Genomic DNA, 12,646 nt, shown 5'->3' with positions numbered 1-12,646 from the left:
TATCAGCAATACTTGATAAATCAGGCAATCAGGGCGTGAGATCAGGTCCTTCTTCATTTGAGTTCATTGTCAGCATTACAAATTCGCGCTAAGTCGTGAAGAAGACAGTCGCCAATCCCGGGAGGAGAACGCAGTGCTCAAAGGGATAGACCCTATTATCAACGCTGACCTGATCCACGCCCTCATGCTGATGGGACATGGCGATCAACTGGTTTTATGCGACATCAACCACCCCGCGCAGACCATTGCGCGGCAAACGACCTATGGTCATCTTATTGATGTTTCCGGCTGTGGTTTGGAACGTGCTGCTGAAGCGATACTCAAGCTTTTCCCGCTGGACACATTTGTCGCAGCGCCAGTGAAGCGCATGCAGGTGGTTGGCGACCCAGAGGGGCAAGTTCCAATTTTTGCAGTGATGCAGGATGTCGTTGATCGGGCTGAGAGTCGGCCTATCGCCATCGAGGCACTGGAGCGTTTCGCATTTTACGAGGCGGCCAAGAAATCCTTTGCGATTGTGCGAACATCCGATCCCGGCCCCTATGGCTGCTTCATTTTTAGTAAGGGCGTTATCTGAGCGGCGTCAGGTCGAGGAGGGAAATATAGTCGCATGAAGCTGGCACGATGATGTGCCAGCCGCAGGTGTATTTGCTTTGCTTTCAGACAAGCGCAGTTTGCGGCTTGCCCAACGTTGCAGTCCGTCATGGTTTCATCCGTGACGTATGCCCTATTTGAACGCAGCCGGAAGCCAAAGTGATAGGGCGGGAATATAGGTCACCAATAACAGCACTACGATGCCTGCACCATAGAAAGGCCAGATGGACCGCATTGCCTCCCAGACGGTAATCTTGCCAACAGCACATGCCACGAACTGCACACCACCGACCGGGGGCGTATTGAGGCCAAGGCCGTAGTTCAGAATCATGATCACGCCGAAATGGACCGGATCGACACCGTAGGCTGTGGCGATGGGGAGGAAAATCGGCGTCGTGATGATGATCGTCGGGCCCATATCCATGAAGGTGCCCAGAACCAGCATGATGACATTGAGAAGCAACAGGATCACGATAGGGTTGTCAGAAAGCGTCTGCATCCAGATAACGAGCGTGGTTGGCACCCGCAGAAACGCCATCAGCCAGGAAAATGCCGCAGCGCAGCCGATGATGAGCAGAACCATGGCAGTTGTGCGCACAGCGCCCATGGTGGCGTGAACGAAGTCCTTCCAGCTAAGCTGACGATAGATGAGCGTGGTGACAAGAAGGGCATAGATAACAGCGACGCAGGAGCTTTCCGTTGCTGTAAATATTCCTGAACGCACGCCGCCAAAGATGATGGCGATGAGCAGCAGACCGGGAATGGCGGCAGCCAGAAGATGGAGCGCGACCATGACGCCTGGAAAGGGTTCGGTTGGATAGCCGCGTTTGCTGGCAACGATATAGGCAGTGATCATCAGCACGCCTGCAAACAACAGACCGGGGATGACGCCAGCGGTAAACAGGTCGGCAATGGAAATCTTGCCGCCCGCAGAAATCGAGTAGATGATCATATTGTGGGATGGCGGTAGCAGCAGTGCAATCAACGCTGCCATCGAGGTGACGTTGACGGCGTAATCGGCACCATAACCGCGCGCCTTCATCTGCGGAATCATCAAGCCACCGACCGCTGCGGCTTCAGCCACGGCAGATCCCGAAATGCCCCCGAACAGGGTGGATGTGACGATGTTGACCTGGCCGAGCCCCCCGCGAAGGTGCCCGACGAGCGATGCCGCAAAGGCGACAATGCGCCCGGCAATGCCACCGCGAACCATGAGGTCGCCCGAGTAGATGAAAAAGGGGATGGCCAGCATGGAAAAGACACTCATGCCGGAATTCATTCGCTGGAAAACCACCAGCGGCGGCAGGCCCATATATGCGACTGTCGCCAGGCTGGAAATGCCAAGACAAAATGCGATTGGCGTGCCGATCAACATCAGCAGCGTGAAGCTGCCAAACAGGATCCAGAGTTCCATCGTGTTATTTCCCCTTCACGACGTTGGATGAGTTTTTGTGGGCAAGATCGGCCGCGTCTTTGCGAACATCTGCGATGTTTTCGAGTTCGACTGCGATTTCCGTCGGCGCCATCTCATCAAGCGCTTCGTCGACCGGCAGGTTCATCGCCCGAGCAACGATGCGCTCCAGAGCAAAAATGCAGATCAATACCCCGCCGCCCACAAGAGGTGCATAATCCCACGCGCCTGAGATACCGAGCGCTGGCATGATGGTGTTCCAGGTCAACATAACCAGGCTGATGCCGTACCAGATCATACCAATGCCGAAGGCAAATATGACGACATCCGAAATCATCCGCAGCCATTTCTTCCCGGCTTTAGGAAGGACATATAAAAGGACGTCAAAACCCATATGGTTGTTCTCACGCACACCGACGGCGGCACCGAGAAAGATAAACCAGCTCATGAGAATGACGGCACCCGGCTCGCTCCAACTTGGGGAGTCGTTCAGGACGTATCGGCAAAAAACCTGCCACGCGACGATTGCAGTCATGAACACAAGGCCGATACCCGCAATGTAAAGAACCAGCGTGTTCAATCTTGTGAGAATTGGGAGGCTCGATTTGAGATGGGTAGACATGAAGATGCCTCCTGACCCTTCTGATGCTGAGAAAGGGCCCGACTAAAATGTCTGGAATGATGGCAGTTAGGTTCGACAAACACCCTGCCTGCTGAACTGAAAGGCAGGGTGTTCTCTCGGCTTACTTGGTAGCCTGAACGTCGGCGACAAGCTTTTTCAGCACGTCGTCTTTGACGTGCTTTTCGTAAACCGGCTTCATGGCGTCGATGAAGCCCTGCTTTTCGACTTCGTTGACAGCCACGCCCGCCTTTTCGATGGTCGCGCGCGACTGTGCTGTCTTTGCGGCCCACAGCTCACGCTGCTTGGCTACGCTGTCCTTCGCGGCCTGCTTGAAGATGGCCTGATCTTCTGGCGTCAGCTTGTCGAACGCAACCTTGTTCATGACGAAGACCTCTGGGAGGATCGTGTGCTGATCAAGCGAGTAGAACTTCGCAACTTCATAGTGCTTTGCGGTATCGTAACTTGGGAAGTTGTTTTCAGCACCGTCGATCACGCCTGTCTCGACAGACGAATAGACTTCGCCATAGGGCATAGGCGTTGCGTTAGCGCCGAGCGCAGTGGCCATATCGACAAAAATGTCGGACTGAATGACCCGGAATTTCAGGCCCTTCATATCTGCAACCGTTTTGATCGCCTTTTTGGAATTGTAGAAGGAGCGTGAGCCGGAGTCGTAGAAAGCCAGAGCCACCAGGCCAGCAGGCTCGAAAGCAGCCTTGATCTGTTCACCGATAGGGCCGTCCATAACCTTGTGCATATGGTCTTCTGAACGGAAAATATAGGGCAGAGCCGGAATGATGGATTCTTTCACAGTTCCGTTGAACGGTGCCATGGACACCCGATTGAGCTCGATAACGCCCGATCTGACCTGTTCGATTGTATCTTTTTCTTCGCCCAATTGTGCGGAATGGTAGATTTCAACTGAGTAACGACCGCTAGTGCGTTCTTTAACCAGTTGGCTGAAGTATTTCACACCTTCTACGGTTGGATAACCGTCTGGGTGGGTGTCTGACGACTTCAGAACTGTTTGCGCCCACGCCGAGCTGAGTGCAAGTGTGGACACCAGCGCGGCGCCCGTGAGCAGTTTGGTGATATAAGACATTTCCCCTCCCATGGCGAAAACAGGTTCGCCGGTGCTGCGATTTCCCCACCGAAAAGCACCGGCGAAATCGCCGGCAAAGAGCTTCTATTTGGAGCAGTCAGCCAATCCTCCATCGGCTGGGAAATTTCATACTGTTGTTCAGATATCGTGTCAACATATCTCTAAGTATAAGATATATGATGACTAGGGGTTATTCGTATGTCATCGAGGCGTCGGAGAATGGGGAGCTTGCCACTTCAAATTGTTGAAATGCGCGACAAATCCATCAAAGCTATTCGTCTGTGGCTTCAGTTTTGCTTAGCGCGTCTCATTGGCATACGATCTATGAGGTCGAATATTTCTACATCACTGACGACCTTCTCGCTACGAAGTTTGATGCCGCCATCCATGCCGACGAGAACGACCTGAAACCCGTCATTTTTGATATCAGCATCCGTCCTCAAATCCGCTGATTTCAGGGCGGGCGCGTCGCCATAGACTGCGCGGGCCTCGACTTCGGAAACCCTGATGACGACCATGTCTCTTTCGTCAAGCTCGGCCTTCTGGCGCTTGAGTATTTCAATCTGCTGAAGCAGCGTTTGATCAACCGCGCTGCCGAACACTAGAACCACGCGGTTCTTCCAGGCGAAATCCTTAAGGCTATCCATTGCGAACACCTGTGATGAGGAGAGTCCGATGAGAGACGCTATGAGAATTCGTTTCATATGACGGACCTCCCGTTGATCTCCTATTTATACGCGAAGTTGGTCAACGTCGGTCATCACGATCGTGTTTTAGAAACTTCTTGGACCCGAGTCCGGCCGGCACGACCAGCGCCGGTGAAGCCCATGCAGCTTGTTTAAGACCCCGAGGGTCGAATGCTTAACATCGCCAGCTGCAAGTCGATGCAGGACAACTCCGTGCTACGCTTCGATGCACAAGATGCTTCCAGTTGTTGAAAAATCCCTTATACACAAGACTGATAGTGAATCGGTGTCGCTTGGGCGCATTAAACATGACGTTTTATCTGCAAACATTTGGCCAACTGCAGCTCTTCGACTCGCAGGACGAAGCTGTTTCTTTCCCCGAGAAGGGTCTTTTGATCCTAGCCTATCTCCTGACAGCGCCAGAGGGCTCGGCTCATCGCACGACGATGGCCCAGTTTTTATGGGGCGATGAAAACAGGGAAGTTTCGCTCGTCAATTTGCGCTCAACCATTTCAAGAATCAAATCCCGGCAAGAAGAGCTTGGGGCCGATTTTCTTTCCTTTACCGGTAGCACAATTTCTCTTGGTCAAACGACGGTCGCCTGCGATCTGCTCTCGCTTCACAAGACGGATTCTGAAGACCCCCTCACCTGGCTGGGACGGCTTGTTGCGCTTTTCAACCGGACGTTCCTTGCAGCCGTGAACTGCCAGAGTCGCGAGTATGATGTTTGGCTGATACAGCGCAAAATTTACCACAGCGCCCTTCTTAAGGGGCTGTTGAAGGAAACGTCGAACTCAGCAAGAACACCCAAGGAAGAGGAGATCATTAAAAATGCCGCGATTCTCATCTTTCATACGGAGCCGGAAAATCCAGATACGCTTAAATTCCTTGTGCAGATATTCAATGCAGAGGAGGAAGTTGAGTATTTTCGGAAGCATCTTGAGCAGCGGAAACAGTCACTTTCCCGAGGCCTCGGTTATCTAGGCGCCAGCTCCGATGCAAATCCTGCAGAGACCGTTGCCCCAAAGGATTGGACCGAGCCGCTTTCTGCATCGACCAGAACCACGCCCGACGATCTCTTCAAGCCCGAAGAGGCCCTGAAAAGCGCCGTTCCTCGCCTCGCCTTGTTACCTCCCACGCACCACCATCTTGATCCGATGGTCGCAGTGGTCGCATCGTCATTGATCGAGGATATCACAATCGGGTTCTGCGCCCTGAATAGCCTTGAGATCATTGCTCCTCATACCGCAGTTCGGATCGGCAAAACATCAGAAGACAAGCCGAGCGTGTTTGAACGCTATGACATAACCTATGTGCTGGACACCCGGCTGAGCAGTCTGGAGACTGGTGGCCTATCGCTGTTTGTTCAGCTCACATATGTCAACAGCTCCGAAATCGTCTGGGCTGAGCGCTACAACCTCGAAAGCCTCAACCTGATAGACCGCCGTCGCGACCTGTTGCGGCAAATTACACTTTCGGTATCTGGACGAATTGAAAGCCATCAGATCACCCGTCCATATTTTGAGCGAAGCGCGGCTGCCTATCATCGATATCTTATCGGCCGCCACTATCTCAACCGCCTGACGCTTCCAAATCTGCGCCGTGCGCGAAAGGAGTTGAGGGGCGCCCTACAGGAAGACTCAAACTTCGCGCCGGCCTTGAGTGCCATTGCACGCACCTATTCGAAGGAATGGCTTCTAACCGCGCGTGGAGATATGGACCTGCTGGAGACCGCTTCGGAATACGCGACGCGTGCGATCGACGCGCGGCGTGACTTTGCAGATGGATACCGGGAACTGGGCGTTACAAAGCTTCTCATGGGTGAGCTTGAGGAAAGCGTAAGGACCCTGGAAGTGGCGGAGACGCTTAGCCCCCATTACGCTGACATTATCGCAGACCATGCCGACACGTTGAACCATTTTTCACAGCCAGATCTTGCGTTGCAAAAGCTTGAACGTGCGATGGAACTGAACCCCCTTGGCCCTGACTCTTACTTATGGACCGCAGCAGGAGCCAGCTATAGCCTCGGCAAGTTCAATGATGCCCTCGGCTACATCGAAAAGATGGTGGACGGCGACCTTGCCGATCGGCTTTCTGCCGCAAGTTGGGCCATGCTTGGCGACGAAAAAAAGTCTCGTTTCTTCGTTCGGCGGGCTCTTGAATCGAACCCCCAATTCGATATTGATAACTGGCTGGCCATCGTTCCCTTCAAGGAACAATGGCAAAAGGATATTTACCGGGAAGGTTTAAAGAAAGCCGGTTTTTAGTTATTGGAAAAAAGGAAGTTATTGAAATGGCAAATGTTGTTGTACTTGGCGTAGCAGATAAGCAGGGTCTCTGGGTTGTAGATTTCGATGCTGGAACTGTCACGCCACTGCCAGAACCCACGTCAGGAAATCTGAAGAGCGTCGTTGATCTACGTGCAGTTGGCGCATCGGTCATCAAGGGCGTTGACGTAGCCATCTCGGCAGCATCCGCTGCCGATGTCGCTGCAAGCCACATGGAATAATGATCCAGTTTTCGGTGAGGGGCTGAAAAGTCGGCCCTTCACCATCGACTTCGGTTTGCTAGAGATAGCATATACGGTGCCTGTTTTGGTGTTGGCATTCACACCTTGAAAAACATCAGCTCTTGGCAACTGCATAGATGAGTAGGTCGTGCGAGCCAGCACGAACATTTGTCGTTATATCCTGATTTTTCAGCTCATTCTCATGCGCCGCAAGGGCGCGTTTGGCATGTAGCAGTGGTTTGCATCCGTGCAATTTGGCCACAGCGCTTTTAATAATATCCCGCCTTTTCCGCACCCAGTGTTTTTTTGGTCTGGCTCTAACGCGTCCGCTCAATTAACATGATTAAAAAGATCATGTTAAATTCGCGTCGGATATCGCAACCAGCGTTGTGGTGATCTACGAAAAAGCTGTTGGATGTTGTCGGCTCATGAGTACAGCGTTGTTGCATCTTTTAAGAACGGAGGAGAGCAACCGCCTTTTGCGGTTCTTCCGCCACCGACTGAGAGATCGTGAAGATGCTGCAGACGCGATGCAGGAAACGGCACTGCGGGTTTTGCAGGTCTCCAAGACTGCGTCTATCGAAAACCCGCAGGCCTACCTTTTTCAGATTGCGAAGTCCGTTGCCCGGCTGACTGCTATCAGACAGTCGCGTGAACGGCCGCTGCTGGTGCCGTTGGAAGATGGGCTCGGTGTTGCCTGCGACAGGCCGGATCAGGAGCAGATCGTCACGGGTCGCCAGCATCTGGCGGTGATGGCTCATGAAATAGGTGCTCTTCCCAAACGTTGCCAGGAGGTTTTCGTCCTCAGCCGAATCCATGGATTGCCCAATGGCGAGATCGCAGAACGGCTTGGTATCTCCCGCAACATGGTGGAAAAGCATATTATCAAAGCGTTACTGCAATGCCGCCGGGCGCGGGCAAAAATAAACAGTCTTTAGACGTCAGGCGCTCGCATGTTTTTCACTCGATATATAAGGATGCTGACTAAAACCTGATTGAGAATAGCGATCTTCTATGCGTGACAAGAAAAGCGACAGAACTGAAGCGGGACTAGAAGAACAAGCGGCGCTTTGGGTGGCGCGCATGCATTCGGCAGATGCGTCGCCTACGGATCGTCAGGCATTTCAGGATTGGTTGAGGTTGGATACGTCCCACAAAGACGCCTATGATGACATGGCATCGCTCTGGGGCGACATGCGGGATGTTCAGCTCCCCTCGCCTTCCCATCGGGCACAAAAGTCGCGCCGGGCGGTGCTGACAGCGCTCTGTCTCCTCTGTCTTTTGGGGGGCACAGCCCTCGTGTCTCGACAAGCAGGCGTGATGGACCGGCTTCAGGCCGACCATTACACCTCGGTGGGCGAAACCCGCGTGCTGACGTTGGAGGACGGCACCAAAGTCAGCCTTAACTCCGACACGGCCATCGAAACGCGCTACTCCGACCATGAACGACGCATCGTCCTGCTACGCGGTGAAGCGTTCTTCGATGTTGCGAAAAATCCGCAACGTCCTTTCATTGTCGATAACAATGGCTTGAAGGCACAGGCGCTTGGCACCCACTATTCCGTCCGCGCTGGCAATGGATCATTGCCGCAAGAGGTGCAGGTTGAGGAAGGCGAGGTGGAGGTCAAGACCACGTCCGGCACTGCCAGGCTGGGAGCAGGCGATGTGGTGACGATGGATAGTGACGGAGCCATCGTCCATTCACGACAGGATGTGACCAACAATATGGCCTGGCGTGAAGGAAAGCTCATATTCTCCGGGCAGTCGTTGCGACAAGTACTTCAAATCCTCGCCCAATATCGCCATGGCAAAATTCTTGTTCTTGACGATGAAGCTTCGCGCTTGAGTGTCTCAGGCATTTTCGATCTTCACGACACCGATCAGGCGTTACGCATTCTGGAAAGCAACCTTCCAGTCAGCGTCACGAAGCTCGCTGGCATGGTGGTGCTTGTCCGCTCGCGATAATTTTTTCACAGAGCACGTCAGGAGGTCGGGCCTCTTCTCACTCTAGGTCATCAGAGAGCACTGCGGGCTTGCGCAGTGCGTTTGTTGATCAGGCGTTAAGGGACACGAGAATGATTTTTGCAGAGCGGGCACATAAGAGGCCGTGGCTGGCGACGACGGCGATGATCGGCCTTTCGATAACAACAGTGGCAGGAACGACGCGTGCGCAAGAGCAGACTGCGGCACCTGCCACCGCAACATTATCGGTGCCCGCCGGTCCCCTCGAAAGCGCCATCCTGACCCTTGGTCGCCAAGCCAATCTGCGCATGCTCTACCCCTCCGCGATCACCAAAGGAAAGACAACGGCCGGTGTCAAAGGCCCGCTTAGCGTTTCTGCAGCCGTGACACAGCTTCTGGCCGGTTCCGGCTTGAGTTTCACCATGGCGGGCGCCAACACCGTGCGTATTTTCGATCCCTCCACCACCGCGCAGCAGTCTGGCGTCGCCAATGATGGGTCGACTGTGCTTCAAACAATCGTTGTCGAAGGCTCAGGCACAGGCGGCGTCCCGGGTATTGTCGAAACGCAGGGTTACGTCGCAAAATCTGGCCGCAGTGCGACCAAGACGGATACGCCGGTGGCGGAAACCGCCCAGTCGGTATCGGTCGTTAGCCGGAAACAGCTGGATGATCGGCAGCCGCAAAATGTGACCGAGGCGATCCGCTATACACCAAGTGCGCGCGGCGGCCAGTATGGAGCAGAACCCCGCTTCGATGCGTTCAAGCTGCGTGGCATCGAGCTTACATATACAGGTGTGTTCCGCGATGGCTTGCGCCAGATCAGCAGTCCAAACGGCCTGTTCCGTATCGAGCCTTATGGCGTGGAAGCCCTGACCGTTCTGCGTGGCCCCGCTGCCTCTATCTATGGCGCCAGCAGCTCCGGCGGCATCGTTGATATCATCTCCAAGCGACCAACCGAAGAGACGCTACGGGAAGTAGAGGTGCAATACGGATCCTACGGTCGGGTCCAGGGTGCCTTTGATCTGTCAGGTCCCGTTACGGAAGATGGCTCTGTGCTCTACCGTCTGACGGGTGTCGGGCGCGATGGTCGCAACGAGATCGAAGCGATCAAGGATGATCGTATGTTGATTGCACCCGCAATGACGTGGAAACCGGACGAAGGCACCAAACTCACCGTTCTCGGCGAATATATGGATTCTACAACAGGCGGAACCTGGGGATATATCAATGACGCAAATGGCGCGACGCCGGTCTATGGTGGCGATGCCCGCTTCAATGATTTTACACAGAAGCAATGGCGGATCGGCTATGAACTTGAGCATGAGCTGACAGACACGGTCACACTGCATCACAAGCTTCGTTACTCAGACCTTTCCACCAGCCAAGAATACGCTTTTGGAGGATACCCCGGCGTTGTCTATGAAGACAATAAAGGTCTGGCGACAGATACCTATCTTGAGGCTGAGTTTCAAACCGGCGCTGCACAGCACAAGCTGATCGGCGGCATCGATTACAGCTACATGGAATATGAATCGCGCCAGGGCTACGGTGGCGCTCCGTTCACAAGCAGTTTTACATATGTTCCAGACATAACCGTCTTCCAGAACCAAAAGCAGAATGCCATCGGCGTCTATGTCCAGGATCAGATCGAGATCGATGCCTGGCGAATTGGTCTTGGCTTGCGTCATGATTGGCACGACAGTGAGTATTCGGCGGGGGGTGCGAACTACTCTCGCAACGACAGCGAGACGACATGGCGTGCCTCGATTGGCTATGTCACACCTTGGAATATCATGCCCTATGTCAGCTATGGCACCTCGTATGTGGCAAATCCGGGCGTTATCGTTTCATCGGGTGGGGGCTCATCCCAGGCGGATCCAACCCTTGGAACACAATATGAAGTCGGCTTGAAGTACGAAATACCGGACCAGAATGTTCTCATTTCTGCAGCCTACTTCGATATCGACCAGGAAAACGCGTCTGTTTATGCCTACGACTCAGCCACAAGCCTCAATGTGCTGCGGCAGTTGGATATGCGCTCGCGGGGTGTCGAACTCGAAGTTACCGCCTCGCTGGACAACGGCCTGAGCCTGACGGGCGGTTACTCCTATAATGATGTCAAAATCACCAAGCTGACACCCGAGACTGTGGGTCGACAGCTCAATTCCAGCCCCTATCACATGTTCTCTCTTTGGGTTGATTACGAGGTGCAATCTGGCGCCTTGGAAGGCCTCGGCTTGGGTGCAGGTGTACGCTACGTAGGCTCCAGCTTCGGCAATGATCTTCATACCCCGGTTTTCAACAATGGAGCCCGGACTTTTGTGGATGCCGCAGTTCGCTACGATCTCGGCAAACTGAATGACGCGATGGAAGGGGTGAAATTGCAGGTGAATGCATCCAATCTTCTCAACGAAGTCAATCAAGTGTGCACCACGGGCTTCTGCTACTTCGATGAGGGTCGCAAAGTGGTTGCCAGCCTGAAGTACAGCTTCTGATGATGCCGACCGCCCCTTCCGACATAAAGCCCTCACCGGTCTCCGTCTTTGCTGCGGTGGGCGGTCTATATGTCGGGCAAAGCGTGATTGGAGGACTAACCTTTCTTGGGCTTCCGGCGGTTTTGAGAAGTGCTGGCCTTCCGCTGGATCAGATCGGGCTATTGTACCTGATTGTCCTGCCATGGGCTTTGAAGTTTCTCTGGTCGCCCTTCATAGAACGTTACCGGCTGCCCCGCGTGGGGAAAAACAGGTCGCGGATCATTGTCGGCGCAGGCGTCGGGCTTTGCGCGTGCGGTCTCGTCATCCTCGCCTTCACCGGACCATCACCGGTCAGCACCGCGATTGTCGTGCTCTTCGTCGTCGCTGTGGTGACAGCGACTGTCGATATTGCCTGCGATGGCTATGCGGTCGAGACACTTTCGGCAAAACATCATGGCTGGGCAAACGCCGCTCAGGTCGGCGGCTCTTACCTTGGTTCTGCCATTGGCGCTGGGCTTTTCCTTGTTCTTGTGGATTGGTACGGATGGCGAAGTGCGACACTGGTCATGGCGGTCCTCGTGGTTCTCCTGGCATTGCCCTTCGTTTTCGGTCCTGCCGCCAAGGCAAGGGTTGAGACCCGCGACCAGACGCCATCTATCCGTCACGCGATCGCCAAGCCGCATATCAGAACCGGCCTCCTCATCGCTGCGATCTATGTTGCGGCCCAGAAATGGGGCCTTGCCATGCTGGGGCCTTTCCTCATCGACTACGGCTTTGATCTCGCAACGATGGGAACGTTCAATGGTATCGGAAGCATGATCGTGGGCTTTGGCGGCGCACTTCTTGGGGGGCTGTTGGTGCGCCTTTACGGCTCGTCACGGGTGCTTATCCTGTCGATTGCAGCACAGACCATCTTGCTCTGTGCCTTCGCGGCTTTCAGCCTCCATCGCGATATCGCCGATTGGATTGTCATGACTGTGGCCATCACCAGTTCATCCGGGGTGATGTCGATTGGTTTCGTTGCCCTTTATGCCTGTTTCATGGGTTGGTCTGACCCGCATCAGGCAGGAGTGGATTTTACTCTGTTCCAATGCATGGATGGCATCGTCAGCATGGCGGGTGGAATAGGCGCCGGTGCTATTGCGGAGCGTTTTGGCTATCATACCGCCTTTCTGGTCGCTGCCGGGGTATCCGCCATCGCCGCTCCCGCAATCGCGCTGCTTTCAAGGCGGAGTGCAGCTTTTTCCGCGCCATCATGACACCCACTTAGGCTGTATTCGCCCGCTATTTTT

At 54.2% G+C, this 12,646-nt stretch carries 11 protein-coding genes; 7 read left to right on the top strand and 4 right to left on the bottom strand.

Going from position 1 to position 12,646, the window contains the following annotated elements; all coding sequences use genetic code 11:
- Nucleotides 1-133: 133 nt before the first annotated feature.
- A complete protein-coding gene (locus RQI55_RS13515) occupies nt 134-574 on the top strand; it encodes an RbsD/FucU domain-containing protein (RefSeq protein WP_311272825.1) in 441 nt (146 codons plus the stop codon).
- A gap of 150 nt (nt 575-724) precedes the next feature.
- On the opposite strand, the gene RQI55_RS13510 is transcribed toward RQI55_RS13515, so the two are convergent.
- From RQI55_RS13510 to RQI55_RS13495, 4 genes are all read right to left on the bottom strand, one after another.
- Complete coding sequence (locus RQI55_RS13510) at nt 725-2,005, bottom strand: TRAP transporter large permease (protein ID WP_311272824.1); 1,281 nt, start codon at nt 2,003-2,005, stop codon at nt 725-727.
- Nucleotides 2,006-2,009: 4 nt separating this feature from the next.
- Complete coding sequence (locus tag RQI55_RS13505) at nt 2,010-2,624, bottom strand: TRAP transporter small permease (RefSeq protein ID WP_192064593.1); 615 nt, start codon at nt 2,622-2,624, stop codon at nt 2,010-2,012.
- A 121-nt stretch (nt 2,625-2,745) separates the two neighbouring features.
- A complete protein-coding gene (locus RQI55_RS13500; RefSeq protein WP_311272823.1) occupies nt 2,746-3,723 on the bottom strand; it encodes a TRAP transporter substrate-binding protein in 978 nt (325 codons plus the stop codon).
- Between the two features lie 287 nt (nt 3,724-4,010).
- On the bottom strand, nt 4,011-4,427 hold the full coding sequence (locus tag RQI55_RS13495) for a DUF4174 domain-containing protein (protein WP_311272822.1): 417 nt from the start codon (nt 4,425-4,427) through the stop codon (nt 4,011-4,013).
- Nucleotides 4,428-4,717: 290 nt separating this feature from the next.
- On the opposite strand from RQI55_RS13495, the gene RQI55_RS13490 reads away from it, so the two are divergent.
- The 6 genes from RQI55_RS13490 to RQI55_RS13465 all read left to right on the top strand — a co-directional run bounded on the left by RQI55_RS13490 (nt 4,718) and on the right by RQI55_RS13465 (nt 12,613).
- On the top strand, nt 4,718-6,676 hold the full coding sequence (locus tag RQI55_RS13490; protein WP_311272821.1) for a hypothetical protein: 1,959 nt from the start codon (nt 4,718-4,720) through the stop codon (nt 6,674-6,676).
- Nucleotides 6,677-6,702: 26 nt separating this feature from the next.
- Nucleotides 6,703-6,918 carry a hypothetical protein gene (locus RQI55_RS13485; protein ID WP_311272820.1) on the top strand — a complete coding sequence of 72 codons (216 nt, stop codon included), beginning with the start codon at nt 6,703-6,705 and terminating at the stop codon, nt 6,916-6,918.
- Between the two features lie 428 nt (nt 6,919-7,346).
- On the top strand, nt 7,347-7,856 hold the full coding sequence (locus tag RQI55_RS13480) for an RNA polymerase sigma factor (RefSeq protein WP_042616423.1): 510 nt from the start codon (nt 7,347-7,349) through the stop codon (nt 7,854-7,856).
- Between the two features lie 76 nt (nt 7,857-7,932).
- On the top strand, nt 7,933-8,883 hold the full coding sequence (locus tag RQI55_RS13475; RefSeq protein WP_311272819.1) for a FecR family protein: 951 nt from the start codon (nt 7,933-7,935) through the stop codon (nt 8,881-8,883).
- Between the two features lie 110 nt (nt 8,884-8,993).
- Nucleotides 8,994-11,375: a TonB-dependent siderophore receptor gene (locus tag RQI55_RS13470; RefSeq protein WP_042616425.1), complete on the top strand. Its 2,382-nt coding sequence runs from the start codon at nt 8,994-8,996 to the stop codon at nt 11,373-11,375.
- Between the two features lie 2 nt (nt 11,376-11,377).
- Nucleotides 11,378-12,613 (top strand): MFS transporter, encoded by a 1,236-nt coding sequence (locus tag RQI55_RS13465; protein WP_409233732.1) that lies wholly within the window; start codon nt 11,378-11,380, stop codon nt 12,611-12,613.
- Nucleotides 12,614-12,646 lie beyond the last annotated feature (33 nt).

It is taken from the genome of Rhizobium sp. WCS2018Hpa-16 (genome assembly GCF_031843705.1).
GTDB lineage: Bacteria > Pseudomonadota > Alphaproteobacteria > Rhizobiales > Rhizobiaceae > Agrobacterium > Agrobacterium tumefaciens_C.
The sequence above is the reverse complement of the archived record's forward strand: the minus strand, read 5'-3'. Positions and strand labels throughout refer to the sequence as shown.